Annotated in this window: 14 protein-coding genes; 9 read left to right on the plus strand and 5 right to left on the minus strand. The window is 39.4% G+C overall.

What is annotated here, in order from left to right:
- The first annotated feature begins 2 nt into the window (after positions 1-2).
- From ACXACJ_RS12230 to ACXACJ_RS12240, 3 genes are read left to right on the plus strand one after another with little or no spacing between them, the layout of a single operon-like run.
- Entirely contained in the window at positions 3-386 is a 384-nt protein-coding gene (locus tag ACXACJ_RS12230) for an STAS domain-containing protein (protein WP_475134676.1), read from the plus strand.
- Positions 387-392: 6 nt separating this feature from the next.
- Positions 393-1,313, plus strand: a complete 921-nt coding sequence (locus ACXACJ_RS12235) for a ribonuclease Z (protein WP_475134678.1) — start codon at positions 393-395, stop codon at positions 1,311-1,313.
- A gap of 7 nt (positions 1,314-1,320) precedes the next feature.
- The gene (locus ACXACJ_RS12240; protein ID WP_475134679.1) at positions 1,321-2,121 is read left to right on the plus strand and encodes a queuosine precursor transporter; all 801 of its coding nucleotides are present in this window, start codon (positions 1,321-1,323) and stop codon (positions 2,119-2,121) included.
- Position 2,122: 1 nt separating this feature from the next.
- Here ACXACJ_RS12240 and ACXACJ_RS12245 read toward each other — a convergent pair whose 3' ends face one another.
- Entirely contained in the window at positions 2,123-2,860 is a 738-nt protein-coding gene (locus ACXACJ_RS12245; protein ID WP_475134680.1) for a TrmH family RNA methyltransferase, read from the minus strand.
- 13 nt (positions 2,861-2,873) lie between these two features.
- Between ACXACJ_RS12245 and tamL the strand changes: the two genes are divergently transcribed.
- Positions 2,874-5,321 carry a translocation and assembly module lipoprotein TamL gene (gene tamL / locus ACXACJ_RS12250; protein WP_475134682.1) on the plus strand — a complete coding sequence of 816 codons (2,448 nt, stop codon included), beginning with the start codon at positions 2,874-2,876 and terminating at the stop codon, positions 5,319-5,321.
- A 73-nt stretch (positions 5,322-5,394) separates the two neighbouring features.
- On the opposite strand, the gene ACXACJ_RS12255 is transcribed toward tamL, so the two are convergent.
- On the minus strand, positions 5,395-7,494 hold the full coding sequence (locus ACXACJ_RS12255) for an alpha-ketoacid dehydrogenase subunit alpha/beta (protein ID WP_475134683.1): 2,100 nt from the start codon (positions 7,492-7,494) through the stop codon (positions 5,395-5,397).
- 128 nt (positions 7,495-7,622) lie between these two features.
- Between ACXACJ_RS12255 and hemF the strand changes: the two genes are divergently transcribed.
- From hemF to ACXACJ_RS12275, 4 genes are read left to right on the plus strand one after another with little or no spacing between them, the layout of a single operon-like run.
- Positions 7,623-8,525: an oxygen-dependent coproporphyrinogen oxidase gene (hemF, locus tag ACXACJ_RS12260; RefSeq protein ID WP_475134684.1), complete on the plus strand. Its 903-nt coding sequence runs from the start codon at positions 7,623-7,625 to the stop codon at positions 8,523-8,525.
- Entirely contained in the window at positions 8,526-9,086 is a 561-nt protein-coding gene (locus ACXACJ_RS12265) for a phosphatase PAP2 family protein (RefSeq protein WP_475134685.1), read from the plus strand.
- A complete protein-coding gene (locus ACXACJ_RS12270) occupies positions 9,083-9,583 on the plus strand; it encodes a hypothetical protein (protein WP_475134687.1) in 501 nt (166 codons plus the stop codon). The genes ACXACJ_RS12265 and ACXACJ_RS12270 overlap by 4 nt, the downstream gene beginning before the upstream one ends.
- Entirely contained in the window at positions 9,580-9,831 is a 252-nt protein-coding gene (locus ACXACJ_RS12275) for a hypothetical protein (RefSeq protein WP_475134688.1), read from the plus strand. Before ACXACJ_RS12270 ends, ACXACJ_RS12275 begins: the two co-directional genes overlap by 4 nt.
- Here ACXACJ_RS12275 and ACXACJ_RS12280 read toward each other — a convergent pair whose 3' ends face one another.
- Positions 9,832-10,701: a diacylglycerol/lipid kinase family protein gene (locus ACXACJ_RS12280; protein ID WP_475134689.1), complete on the minus strand. Its 870-nt coding sequence runs from the start codon at positions 10,699-10,701 to the stop codon at positions 9,832-9,834.
- Between the two features lie 27 nt (positions 10,702-10,728).
- On the opposite strand from ACXACJ_RS12280, the gene ACXACJ_RS12285 reads away from it, so the two are divergent.
- On the plus strand, positions 10,729-11,781 hold the full coding sequence (locus ACXACJ_RS12285) for an App1 family protein (protein WP_475134690.1): 1,053 nt from the start codon (positions 10,729-10,731) through the stop codon (positions 11,779-11,781).
- A gap of 29 nt (positions 11,782-11,810) precedes the next feature.
- Here the strand turns inward: ACXACJ_RS12285 and ACXACJ_RS12290 are convergent, their stop codons facing one another.
- Together ACXACJ_RS12290 and wecB are read right to left on the minus strand one after the other, a co-directional pair.
- A complete protein-coding gene (locus tag ACXACJ_RS12290) occupies positions 11,811-12,737 on the minus strand; it encodes a proline iminopeptidase-family hydrolase (protein WP_475134691.1) in 927 nt (308 codons plus the stop codon).
- 43 nt (positions 12,738-12,780) lie between these two features.
- Positions 12,781-13,872, minus strand: coding sequence for a non-hydrolyzing UDP-N-acetylglucosamine 2-epimerase (gene wecB, locus ACXACJ_RS12295; protein ID WP_475134693.1), 1,092 nt, complete (start codon positions 13,870-13,872; stop codon positions 12,781-12,783).
- Positions 13,873-13,936 lie beyond the last annotated feature (64 nt).

Consider the following 13,936-nt stretch of genomic DNA (forward strand, 5'->3'; position numbering starts at 1 on the left):
AGATGAAATTTACAGTAGATAAACAAGAAAAATATACCGTTATAGAACTTGGAGAAGACAAACTGGATGCTACAATTGCTCCTGCTTTAAAATCCGAGTTTGTAAGTTTAAGCACGCAAGGCATTTCTAATATCGTATTGGATCTTAGCGCAACTAAATATTGCGATTCTTCAGGGCTAAGCGCAATTCTTACTGGCAACAGAGTTTGCAATGAAAATAGCGGTTTGCTTGTTCTTTGTGGTCTTCAGCCAATGGTTCAGAAGTTGATAGAGCTCTCTCAACTTGATAAAATCCTAGAGATTCTTCCTACTCAACACGAAGCTATTGAAAACGTGATGATGACGGAATTGGAAAAAGAAATGGGAGCCGAAGACGGAGAAGCTTAAGAAATATTGAGTATCCGGGTAAAGATATTAGGCTCAAATTCCGCTGCACCTGCCCATAAAAGAAATCAGACCTCTCAATTACTCAATATTGAAGGGCATTATTATCTGATGGACTGTGGGGAAGCCACTCAATTACAATTGAAGCGCTACAGGCTACGAATTCAGCGTATCAACAATATCTTTATTTCACACCTTCATGGCGATCATTACCTTGGAGTTATGGGGCTTCTTTCTACCATGCATTTAACCGGTAGAAAAAAGCCTCTTAATCTTTACGCTCCTCGGGGCTTGGCAGAAATCATAACACTTCAGCTTAAGCATTCCGAAACGGTTTTCAATTACAATGTGAATTTCATTGAAGTAGACACCACCGTAAACAAACTCATCCATCAAGATGATATGGTGAATGTTTATTCGATTCCATTGAACCACCGAATTCCATGCTCAGGTTTTTTATTTGAAGAAAAGCCCAAAAAGCGCAAAATCGTTAAGGAGAAACTCCCTTCCGACTTCTCTATTAGAAACATCATTCGCTTAAAAAACGGTGAGGATATAACGGATACTGAGGGTAATGTGATTTTCAAGAACAGCGACCTTACGCTTCCTCCAAAACGAACTTTCCGCTATGCTTTCTGTTCCGACACCAAATATGATGAATCGCTAATACCGATTATTAAAGGTGTAGACATGCTTTATCATGAGTTTACCTTCTTAGAAGAGCACAAAGAAAGAGCAGCCAGTACATATCACTCTACAGCAATTGAAGCGGCAACAATTGCTAAAAAAGCCGAAGTTGGCAGATTGTTACTCGGCCATTTCTCCATTCGATACAAAGATTTGGAGCCCCTAAAACAGGAAGCACAAACTGTTTTTGCGAATTCAGAATTAGCCATTGAGGGCGAAGACTTTATTTTAGACGATATTTAATTCGTTTATGGCTCAATCAATCCTCAAAGACAAGAAAACAAACCTGTTCATCATTCTCAGTGGCATATTTATAACCAATGCCCTCATTGCTGAACTCATAGGTGGAAAAATATTCTCTTTTGAAAAAACGCTAGGATTTGAGCCCTTGGACGTTCCGCTGTTCGGTGACTTTCTACTTCAATTTAACCTAACCGCAGGTGTGGTCCTGTGGCCTGTAGTGTTTATTACCACAGATATTATCAATGAATATTTTGGTAAGAAGGGCGTAAAGCGGATTACGCTCATTACTGTAGGCCTAATTGCATATGCTTTTGTGGTCATCTTTCTTGCTATGAAATTAGCTCCTGCCGACTTCTGGCTCGATGTAAATGCCACTGACGCAAATGGCAACGCTTTCAATATCAACGAAGCATTTCAAAAAGTTCTTGGCCAAGGCCTGAATATTATTTTTGCCTCTTTAGTGGCCTTTCTTATTGGTCAGTTAGTGGATGTTTATGTTTTTCATAAGCTTAGAAACATCACTGGCCATCATAAAATTTGGCTTCGAGCAACAGGTTCCACGTTAATTTCTCAGTTAATCGACAGCTTTGTTGTGCTTTTTGTGGCATTCTATTTTCTGGGGCCATGGTCACTCACGCAAGTACTTGCTGTTGGGGTAACCAACTACATCTACAAATTTCTAATAGCCATTCTGCTCACTCCTTTGCTATATGTGGCTCATTACTTTATAGACAATTACCTAGGCAAAGAAGAAAGCGCTCAACTACAGGAAGAAGCCAGTGCCCAAAGTGGTGAAGGATTCTTTTAGCCTACCGGAAGAAATTATCTAAGATAACCGCAGTGGCAATAGCAACATTCAACGATTCTGCCCCTCCCCTTCGCGGTATATGAATGGGATGTGTAACATACGAAAGAAGCTCTTTACTAATTCCTTGCAACTCATTCCCCATCAACACAATTCCTCCATGGCCTAGCGTAGAGTCATATATATTTTCACCTTCCAACAGAGCTCCATATATCGGTAGTTCAGTTTGCCCAAATAACTCATTGAGATCGGCATAATTTACTTTAACTCTAGAAAATGAGCCCATGCTGGCATTAACTACCTTAGGGTTATAAACATCTGCAGATTCTTTGGAGCATATGATTCGCTTAATCCCATACCAATCGGCAATTCTAATGATAGTGCCCAGATTTCCAGGATCACGAACATCGTCCAAAGCCAAAGTCAATTCATCGCTTGCCAAAGAAATTCCTTCCTCCTTCGGAATTGACAAAACGGCAATCCCCGCATTGTTCGATTGAAAGGTACCCACTGCTTTCAAATCCGCTTCCGATACTTCAATTACCTCCTTAGCGTTATTTAACAACTGAACAGGCAACACTTCAGCAAAATCCTTAGTTATCAAAACATGAGTAACCTCAAAACCCGATTCCAATGCTTCTTGAACCCCCTTTGCCCCCTCTACAAGAAACTTACCTTCTTGAGTTCTATATTTTTTTAATTGAAGAGATTTAAAGTACTTTATCAATCGTTTTGAAAGCATATTTTAGCTATTTGTGAAGCCGGCAATACAACTACTAATTCTTCTTGTTTTTACTCTTATTTTGGGCGCCTGTACAGGTGCCAAATATTTGGAAGATGGTGAAAAACTTCTTTACAACCAAAGTATTGTTGGGGTCGAAAAAGCCGATAAGGATGAACTCACCGAACAGATAACATTAACACCAAACATTCGAATTCCAATATTAGGCCCCATAGGAGCAGCCATTTACGAATCAGCAGAAAACCACTACGACACTGCAAAAATCGAAGAAAAAAGGCGCAATTACATTGAGAAAATTGATAAAAAAATTGCCGAACGTGATTCTGAAGGGAAAAGCATTGCTGGGCTTCAAACTCGAAAATCCAGAAAGCTAGAAAGGTTTCAGAATCAACTTCGAAACGGAAATTTTGGAATGCGTACCGGAACGCCATTGGCTGTTTATGATGAACGCGCCATCGACAATTCTAAACTCCGCATGGAAAACTACTTGATGAATCATGGTTTTCGCAAAGCCGAAGTTGCTGTAGAAACCAAGGAGAAAGGCAGAAAGGTAAATCAAAAGTTCATTATTCATGAAGGTCCTCAAAGCTTTCTCGATAGCCTTAATTTACGTACTGGCGACCCTAAACTGACAAGATTAGTAGAAAGCAGCAAAAGCGAATCCTTTCTAGAAAAGGGAGAACCGTACAATAAAGACAACATCGATTTAGAAAGGCAAAGAATAGAATCTTTACTAAGAGATAGAGGTTATTTTGACTTCAATAAGCGCTTTATTGAATTTGAAGCCTTTTACGCCCCTGACACCACCAATATTTGGCTTTCAACCATTATCAATAAACCAGCGGACAAACCATATCATCAGGTGTATTATATGGACTCCATCATTTTTAATGCGCAAGGAAGCGAAGCGGCCAAAGACACCATCAATTACAGAGGAGTAACTTATCACTTGGGTGATTTCGATTATTCTGAAAAAGTGCTGGATACTCGTTTAATTTTCAGAGAAAAAGACCTTTATAACTACACCAATATTGTCAATACACAAAGACAACTACTGGCCATAGACATTTTCCGATACGTAAACATCAACTTCGACACGACTTTGGTACCTGGTAAATTAATCACTAACATTTACACAGCTCCGCTCAAAAAATTCCAGCTAACTCAAGAACTTGGTATGAATGTAACCAACTCCTACCCGGGTCCTTTTTATAATGTCTCTCTTAAAAACAGAAACGTTTTTGGTGGTCTAGAAATCTTAGAATTCAATGCTTTTGTAGGTTCCGAAGGTATTTCAGGGGCCTCTAATAATGAAAAGACATACCAAAGTTATAATTATGGAGGAAGCTTGGGCTTGAATTTCCCAAGGTTCGTAACTCCCTTCCCATCTCGAAAATTGAACTTAGACACTTTCAATCCAAAGACCACGATATCGCTTGGATATTCATACATCAAAAGGCCAGAATACAAACGAGAAACCACCAACGGAACCTTCTCTTACAATTGGCAAAACTTAGGAGGTAATAGATCCTACAATTTCAATCTAGCGGATATAAACCTGATTTATACGCGTGATATCGACCCTAATTTCGAGAAACTACTGGATCAACTTTATGCCCAAGGGAACACACTTCGTTTGGCTTTTAAACCTTCATTTGTGAGCAGTACTTCTTTCAGTTCTACACTGAACAGCAATTATTCAACCTCCACAGAGCCTTCTTCTTATTTCCGATATTTCACAGAAGCAGGCGGTAACTTGTACAACTTTGTAGGCACAGGGCTTTTAAGAAATAATGGCTTAGAATATTATCAATTCCTGAAATTACAGACAGACTACAGAAGGTACTACCCTTTAGGGAAAGATGAAGCCTTGGTATTTCGAGCCAATGTGGGCGTTGCAAAATCGTACTCTGGCAACAAAACTTTACCTTATGAAAAGTACTTCTTCACCGGTGGTAGTAGCAGCAACAGAGCATGGAAACCCCGAAGGTTAGGCCCAGGGTCGTCTTACCCGTATTTGCTCGATGAAAATGGAAATAACGTCCGTGATGAAAATGGTGATTTGGTTCCTGCCCGCACAAACTATCAGTTTGAGCAACCGGGAGAAATTCTTCTTGAGCTCAACGCTGAATACCGATCGAATTTGGTAGGATTTCTTGATTGGGCATTTTTTGTAGATGCAGGAAATATTTGGCGCATGTTCAAAACCAACAATTCACTAGATGGCTCTACTGTTTTGGTTTCACCAGGTGCCAATTTTGAATTGAACAGATTCTACAAAGAAATTGCCGTGGGAGCTGGCTTAGGCTTACGTTTCGACTTTTCTTTCTTGGTTTTCAGGCTTGATATGGGACACAAAATCCGCGATCCTCGATTCCCTATTGGTCAACGTTGGTTAAAACCATTCAGTGGATTAAGATACCAAAACACTTGGAATATTGCCGTAGGTTATCCTTTCTAACAAGGAGCTTTTAAAACAAAAATTCCAAGCTCATAACGAACTTGGAATTCTTAATTATTTCTGAAGTTTATCCTTAATAGTTTAAAAGCTCTTCGATAGCTTTTTCAACCTTTTCAGCCGTAGGCAACATTTGCTTTTCTAACTCCACATTTAAAGGAATGGCTGGCAAACTTGTAGCCCCCAAAGTCATTACTGGAGCATCTAAAATCTGGAAGCATTCTTTAGAAATTCTTCCTGCCAAAGACTCAGCAAAAGAATTCAGCAAAGGCTCTTCTGTAAGTATTAAGGCCTTATTATGCCTTTTCACAGCAGCAACCACACCTTCCCAATCCAAAGGATTTAAGGTTCTTAAATCAAGAATTTCAACCTGACCTTCAAAAGACTTACTTGCCGCTTTAGTCCAGTAAACACCCATTCCGTAAGTGATTACTACGCAGCTTTCTCCATTCTCAATAGCTTCATCACTGGCCTCTTGATCGATTCTAGATTTCCCTAACGGAATCATATAATCACTATCCGGCTCAAAAGTTTTAGCAGCTTCGGTACCCGGAACCTTAGACCAATAAAGTCCCTTGTGTTCCAACATTACCACAGGGTTTGGATCATAGAAAGCTGCCTTCATCAAACCCTTCATATCAGCGGCATTCGATGGATACACCACTTTAATTCCTCTGATGTTCAGCAGGGTCGATTCCACACTTCCCGAATGGTAAGGGCCTCCACCGCCATAAGCTCCAATAGGAACTCTAATCAATGACTGAATTGGAAATTTTCCATTGGATAAATAGCAGCTTTTAGAAAGCTCTTCTACCAACTGATTGATTCCCGGCCAGATATAATCGGCAAACTGAATTTCCACAATCGCTTTCGCCCCAACAGCCGACATACCTGCGGTTGAACCAATAATATATGCCTCTTGAATGGGAGTATTGAAAATTCTACTGTCTCCGTATTTCTGAGCAAGTGTAGCCGCTTCGCGGAAAACACCACCTAAAGTTCCTCCTACATCTTGACCATAAAACAGCGCCTCAGGATTACTTTTTAAAATATCGTCAACAGCATGTAAAGCAGCGTCAACCATTACCGCTTTTTCCGCTCCTCTTGGCTTTCTCTCACCTTGTTCTTGCGTAATAGGTGTAGGCGCAAATTCATGATCCATAAATGTAGTTGGGTCTGGATCGTCAGCATTTAAAGCGCGTGCATATTCCGCCTGAACAAAGGTCACAACCTCATCCTCAATTTTAACCAATTCTGCTTCTTTAAAGCCATTTCTCTTCAAAGCCTTTCTGAGAACTGGAATTGGATCGAACTTGGTGTGTTCATCAATATCATCACGATACCATTCTTTTCTTACACCTGAAGTATGATGCCCTAGCAATGGCACTTTGGCATGAACTAAGATTGGAGCTCGGTTTTCTCTTACATAATCAAAGGCCTCTTGCATTCCCTCATAGCAAGAAATGAAATCGCTACCGTCTACACGCATTCTTTCCATGCCGGTAAAACCAGAAACGAAATCATAAGCGTCCATAGCTCGCATTTCGGAACCAGTGGCTGAAATACCCCAATCGTTATCTTGAATCAAATAAACGATTGGCAACTTATGCAAAACGGCCATTTGAAAGGCTTCAGAAACTTCACCTTCAGTAACCGAGCCATCGCCTAAAGAACATAAAACCACTGGCTTTTCAGCTTCCTTCATTAGGTTCTGGCTTTCCAAATAATGGATTCCATGTGCCATTCCCGTTGCTGGAATGGCCTGCATACCTGTTGCAGAACTCTGATGTGGAATAACAGGAAAACCTTTTCTTCTTAAAGAAGGGTGTCCATAATAAGTTCTTCCTCCAGAAAAAGGATCGTCTTTTTTGGCTAGAAGCTGTAACATCAGTTCGTATGGCGACATTCCGATTCCTAAAAGAATAGAATCGTCACGATAGTAAGGCGAAGCATAGTCATGTTCAGTTAACGACATACCTGCAGCCAACTGAATAGCTTCATGCCCACGAGAAGTACTATGGACGTACTTACTACAAATGGATTTATTTTCTTCGTAGATCACCGCCATATTCATAGCGGTTTGCATCAGTCGATAGGCTTTTTCTAAAATATCTTTAGTGATGGAAATCTCTCTTTTCTTCTTTTTCTGTTCGCTCTTCGTTTCCGTATATTCCATATGCAAAAAGGTATATGGCTCAAAAGTAACCAATAATTTCAAACGATTGGCACAAAAACCTAACGATCGGTAGGCAATCTATTTATCTAACGAAATTACATTTCAACTGTTTATTCTACTTTTGCAGTATGGCAAACACCGATAAAGAATCCATAGCGAGAATATTCAAAAATATTCAAGATCATATTTGCAAAGAACTTACCGCTGCCGATGGTAAGGGCACTTTCTTAGAAGACCGCTGGGAACGCCCAGGAGGTGGTGGCGGAAGAAGCCGAATAATGAGGCATGGAGCTATTATTGAAAAAGGAGGTGTGAATTTCTCTGCAGTTCATGGCAAAACACCTGATAAGATTTTAGAGTCATTTGGTCTTAAAGACGGTGATTTTTTTGCTACTGGAGTAAGTATAGTGCTGCATCCGGAAAACCCAATGGTGCCCATTATCCATATGAACATCCGTTACTTTGAAATGTCGAATGGCACATATTGGTTTGGTGGTGGCATTGATTTAACGCCTCATTATGTTGATGCTGAAGATGCTCGCTTCTTTCACCAGAAATTAAAAGCGGTTTGCGACAAACATCACCCGACTTACTACGCTGAGTTTAAGCCTTGGGCAGATGAGTACTTCTTCATTAAACACAGGGAAGAAACCAGAGGCATTGGAGGCATTTTCTTCGATCATTTAAGCGAAGAAGAAGGAATTTCGAAAGCCGATAGACTAGAATTTGTCAAAGATGTAGGCTTGGCATTTGCCCCCATTTATACTCATTTCATGAAAAAGAATGCTAAGCTGCCTTATGGAGAAAGAGAAAAAGAATGGCAAATGATAAGAAGGGGCCGCTATGTAGAATTCAATCTAGTTTATGACCGCGGAACTCGTTTTGGGCTTGAAACCAACGGCAGGATTGAGTCTATTCTTATGAGTTTGCCAGCTCAAGCAGGTTGGGAATATGATTTCATACCTCCAACCAATAGTGCTGAAGGAAAAACTTTAGAGGCCTTAAAAAAAGGCATAAACTGGGTTGGATAAGTGCTAGAAAAACTAGAACAATGGGATAAAGACTTGTTCTTGCTACTCAATGGCAAGCATAACTCTCTATTCGACTTCTTGATGACCTGGGCCAGCCATAGGCTCATTTGGATTCCACTTTACCTTCTGTTGGTTTATTGGCTTTTCAAATACCAGAAAAAATATGGCTATATGGCGCTTTGCTTAGGTTTGTTAATTCTGATCAGTGACCAAACTGCATCGGGTTTATTAAAACCTTGGGTTGCTCGTTTTAGGCCTTGCCACGATCCTGAAATTTCAAATTTAGTACACGCACCAGATGGTTGCGGAGGAAAATATGGCTTTGTTTCCTCACATTCGGCAAACATGTTTGCCATTGCCATGTTTTGTTGGTTAAACTTAAAAAACCATTTGAAACACATCTTTTGGCTTTTCCCTTGGGCTGCAGTGGTTGCTTATTCAAGGATTTACTTGGGAGTACACTACCCTGGCGATGTTATTGGAGGAGCTATAGTTGGCATTCTATCGGCTATGATCTGTTTTTGGCTTTTTAAGTTTCTCACCAAAAACAAAACGATATGAAAATTTCCGTTATAAGCCTTTTTCTATTCCTTTTAAGTCTTCAAGCGAGTGCTCAATTTCCAGAAAATTGGGAGGGAAAATGGAAAGGTGAATTAAGCTTTTACAATGAAGACGGCCTGCAAAAAACCGTCAGTATGAGCTTAGAAATTGCTGCAAAAAGTGATTCAAGCTGGATCTGGAATATTAACTACGGAAATGAACTTAGGGCCTACACGCTTTATGCAATTCCGATCAGCGATAATAATTACATTCTCGATCAGCACAACGGAGTTCGGTTTTCCTTCAACTATATGAACTCTGGATTTTATAGCTGGTTCGGAACTTCAACGGATGAACTTTTGATGAGCTATGACCTTATGAATGGCAAGATTCACTTCAAAACAATAGCATCTGAAAACAAAGAATTAGTAAAGAAGAGTAATGATCCTAAGGCTCCCGAAATCTTTACGCAAAAGGTAAAATCTGTTCAACAGGCAGTATTAAGCAAAATAGAATGAAAAAAGACGCCATAGTTTTCAAGTATTTTAAACGAGTTTTTGAGGATTACCAAGTTTTGGTTTCTGTAAATCCTATTGACTATTCAGGAACAGAATTAATCATTCACCCTGATGGAAAAATTGAGAAAACGGAGATGCAATATGATGAGGAAATCTACGATGACTTAGAAGTAGATGAATTCAAGGAGAGTAGTCCATTAGAGTTTCAACTTTATCTTAAAAAGGACTTTTTCACTAGAGAAGACTAGCTAAGGAACTATCATTTTAAGACAGGCCGGCAGAATCTCAACTTCTATACTCGAGCTATCTGATTTCAATTCTCCATCGATTTGGAACGGAATAGGCCTGTCCAATTCCACCAATACATGTTTGGCGTGGTGCACCTGACAATAATCTGATTCTTCATTAAAGAATTCGAAAAACTGACCTGCCAAACCCGCGATATCCATTCTTCGGAGCACGTATAATTCGAATCTTCCGTCATCAATTTTTCCATTAGCACTTAGCACAGCGCCAGTGCCATACTTTTGAGCATTTGCAAAGGCAATCATCAGTACTTCTTCTTCAATTACAACTTCTTTATCGAGCGTGATTTTAGCTTTAAACCGCTCCAAATTCATCAATTGAGAAATCACACCACTGGCATAGCCTAAAAAACCTCTCCTTTCCCCATTTTCAAAATCCTTCACCAAACCAGCATTCAAACCCACATCACTAATATGCAACCCAAAGTGCTCACGGTTAAAACACAGCATATCAGCATTAATGGTTTTGCCAGCTGCAATTACATTTAAGGCCTCCTCCACATCATCAGGAATCTGAAGTTCCGTAGCCATGCCATTTGCCGAACCTCCGGGAATTATTCCCAAAGCTCTTTCCGAGCCCTTCAAAACATGCGCACACAACATCACTGTGCCATCGCCACCAACCGAAATCACAACATCGGCATTCCAATTCTCAATCCTCTCTTCCAGTTTCTCATGGTCATTCCCCCCTGTTGTTTCCCATTTTTCCACCTCATGGCTCGAACTTTTAGCCCATGAATCGATTGAAGAAATGATAGGTGTTTTATCTCTATCTCCAGAAATAGGATTTATTACGAATAACAGTTTGCTCATTCAGCTCAAAAATTTGACTTAAAACAGATGATTTCAGAGAGTCCAAATTGGACATCATATAATAAAGCTCCGATTAGGGGCAATTGGTTTAAAAAATGGTTAAAAAGTAGATTCCGCTATGTTGACTACCCATTTCTGTTAGCTCACAGAGGCTTTGGAGGCAAAGGTGGCATTTATATTCAGGGGCATGTTTTTAGAGGAATGGCCATGAAAAAACCGCATAAACACGCCTCAATGTGGCATAACCTAATCGCCCTTTTGAAAATGTTTATGATCAACACAGTAGAAGGCGCTACTGTAGCATTGGAACTCAACAATAAGACTTTTAAAGCGAAGTCTAATGCCCAAGGTTTTTTTGAATTCTACATTCCCGATCTTCATTTACCTGAAGGTTGGCAAAAAGCGCATTTAACCCTCATGGATGAATTGGTGGAAGGGCAAGAAGAAGTTAAAGTAGAAACTGAAATTCTAATAGCATACGATTTCGAGCATGGATTAATTTCAGACATTGACGACACTTTTTTGGTGTCTCACACCACGCAGAAACTGCGAAAGCTTTATACCATTCTTACCAAAAATGCTGAAACACGCAAACCTGTAAAAGGAGTTGTGAAATTCTACAATGCTCTCAATAAAGTTCAAAATCCGTTTTTCTACGTATCCAGCAGCGAATGGAATCTATATGAATTCCTTGTCAACTTTATCCAAATCAATGAACTGCCAAAGGGGGTTTTACAACTGAAAGAAATCAAAGATGGTTTAGCCGATTTTTTCAGTTCAGGCTATGGAAGCCATGATCATAAGCACAAGAAAATACAGAGGATTTTAAGTGTTTACCCCGATCATTCCTTCATTCTACTTGGGGATAATGGGCAGCATGACCCGCGAATTTATGCTGAACTTGCAGAGGCTCATCCTGAAAGGATTAAAGCTGTTTACATACGTGGTGTAAAAAAATCACATCGCATAAAAGCTGAAGGATATTTAGAACTTATACGAAAAAGAGGCATAACCGCCTTTCAATTCAAGCACAGTATAGATGCCTATAATCATGCTCTAAAACATGGATTCATTGAGTAATCAACCTCTGGAGCTAGATAAGTATGGTTTTAATTCAGAAAGTCATTTACGACATTGATAAACTCATCGCGCTGCTCAACAAACGGGAAATGTCCTGAATTTTCGATAACCTTCAACTCTCCTTTCGAAAAGGATTTTGCCATTTTAGAAGAATGCAATTTTGAGGCAGGTTCATCGCTTCCATATATCACCAAGGTAGGGCAAGCCACACCTTTCAAGTCGGGATATAAATTGAAATTTTGCAGATCGGAACCCAACAAACCAAACACTTGACTTCGAAGCATATAATCCTTCGGCACATAAAGGCTTAATGAGTTCAGGTTTGAACTATCATGCATTTGAGGCCTAAAGGAAATCTTAAGCAAGTTTTTAATGGCTTCGGAAGGATCTTCACTTTGCAAAGCACCGGATTCCATAATGGCTTGTCGATCCTTTCTGTCTTGATCGGTTGCTCTTTCACTAACTGCTGCTCCCTCCTTTTGCCAGTCCGATACACTTGGTGCAATGGAATTAGATAAAATCAAATGATCTATATTTTCTCCATAGGCAATGGCATATTTCATGGCTAACAACCCTCCCCAAGAGTGCCCCAACAAATCAATCTTTTCGAGTCCTAACGCCTTTCTAATTTGTTCAATATCCTCAACGAAACCATCCAAACTCATAGAAGCTGTATCAATCTCTACGGAAGATTTGCCACAAGCACGTTGATCATAAAAAATGAGCAAATGATTTTGAGCAAGTTCTTCTAAGTGAGGCAAAAAATAAGAATGATCCATAACCGGCCCACCATGAACCACAATCATGGGATTGCCTTCGCCCATGGTTTTATAATAAACCTCAGAACCATTAATTTCTAAAAATCCATCTTCAACCTGAACCTCCTTCTTTCGATCACAAGCTGTGAGAAAAATCAGAAGAAAAAACGAAGCTCGCAGAAAGTTATGATTCATCATAATTCATTGGTTTTCTTAATCTTAACTCAAATATGATTAAAAATCACTTCTTTGAACTTAAGATTTTGGCCAAATTTTCAATAATCCTCTCAGAGGTCAATCCATCCCATAATGGAGGAATTTGTGAACTCTTCCAGTTGCCATTCCTAATTTCTAAAACTGATTTTTTAAGTAAATCCATATCGTCTCCAATAAGAATATTACTACCTATTTCTATAGTCTCCGGGCGCTCCGTATTATTTCGAAGTGTTAAGCAAGGGACTTGAAGAAACGTAGTTTCTTCTTGAATTCCCCCTGAATCGGTAATCATAGCTTTCGCTGATTTCATTAAAAATAGAAACTCTAAATAAGGAAGGGGCTCTAAGAAAACAATATTCGAAAAAGCTGCTTTATCTTTTATTTTGGAAGCTGTTCTTGGGTGTATAGGAAATAAAATCTTCTCACTAACACACAACGCATTCAAATTCTCCAGTAGATTTTCAAGTTTACTTGAATCATCCACATTTGATGGCCTGTGTAAAGTCAACAGATAAAAGTCTGTATTGATATTGAAATCTATCGTGGGCTTTTTAATTTTTCCCAACGATCTTACTAAACTGTCAATCATTGTATTTCCAACCATGAAAATTCGATCATCGCTAACCCCTTCTCTTTTAAGATGGTTATTGGCAAATGAACTTGTGGTAAAGAAATAATCAGATATTGAATCGGTAAGTAAACGATTTATTTCTTCTGGCATTTGCATATCACCAGACCTAAGCCCGCCTTCCACATGAACCACCTTTATGTTCATTTTTTTCGCCACTATTGAGCATGCTATCGTAGAATTCACATCACCCACAACCAATACACAATCGGTAGAATTTTCATTAAGGTAAGCCTCGAATGCCACCATTATTTTAGCGGTTTGTTGAGCGTGAGAATGAGAACCGACATTAAGATTAAAGTCTGGTTCTGGAATTTCAAGATCTTCAAAAAAAGAAGCACTCATTTTTTGATCATAATGCTGCCCGGTATGAACGAGTGAGTATTCCATTTTCTCATCATTCTTTCCATTATAAGCATGGATAGCATGTATAATTGGAGCAATCTTTACAAAATTTGGTCGAGCACCAGCGATCAAAGTCAAATGCATAAATGAGTTTTTGTGTAAAAAAACGAGCCTTACTCTTATAATCAAAGATTGACCTTTAAATTTG

The organism is Roseivirga sp. AWQ4_251 (assembly GCF_056158225.1).

Excerpts from the sequence above, each read along its gene's own strand:
- ACXACJ_RS12230 (WP_475134676.1), top strand. The coding sequence starts at position 3 with ATGAAATTTACAGTAGATAAACAAGAAAAATATACCGTTATAGAACTT.
- ACXACJ_RS12240 (WP_475134679.1), top strand. The coding sequence starts at position 1,321 with ATGGCTCAATCAATCCTCAAAGACAAGAAAACAAACCTGTTCATCATT.
- ACXACJ_RS12245 (WP_475134680.1), bottom strand. The coding sequence starts at position 2,860 with ATGCTTTCAAAACGATTGATAAAGTACTTTAAATCTCTTCAATTAAAA.
- ACXACJ_RS12255 (WP_475134683.1), bottom strand. The coding sequence starts at position 7,494 with ATGGAATATACGGAAACGAAGAGCGAACAGAAAAAGAAGAAAAGAGAG.
- hemF (WP_475134684.1), top strand. The coding sequence starts at position 7,623 with ATGGCAAACACCGATAAAGAATCCATAGCGAGAATATTCAAAAATATT.
- ACXACJ_RS12270 (WP_475134687.1), top strand. The coding sequence starts at position 9,083 with ATGAAAATTTCCGTTATAAGCCTTTTTCTATTCCTTTTAAGTCTTCAA.
- ACXACJ_RS12275 (WP_475134688.1), top strand. The coding sequence starts at position 9,580 with ATGAAAAAAGACGCCATAGTTTTCAAGTATTTTAAACGAGTTTTTGAG.
- ACXACJ_RS12280 (WP_475134689.1), bottom strand. The coding sequence starts at position 10,701 with ATGAGCAAACTGTTATTCGTAATAAATCCTATTTCTGGAGATAGAGAT.
- ACXACJ_RS12285 (WP_475134690.1), top strand. The coding sequence starts at position 10,729 with ATGATTTCAGAGAGTCCAAATTGGACATCATATAATAAAGCTCCGATT.
- ACXACJ_RS12290 (WP_475134691.1), bottom strand. The coding sequence starts at position 12,737 with ATGATGAATCATAACTTTCTGCGAGCTTCGTTTTTTCTTCTGATTTTT.
- wecB (WP_475134693.1), bottom strand. The coding sequence starts at position 13,872 with ATGCATTTGACTTTGATCGCTGGTGCTCGACCAAATTTTGTAAAGATT.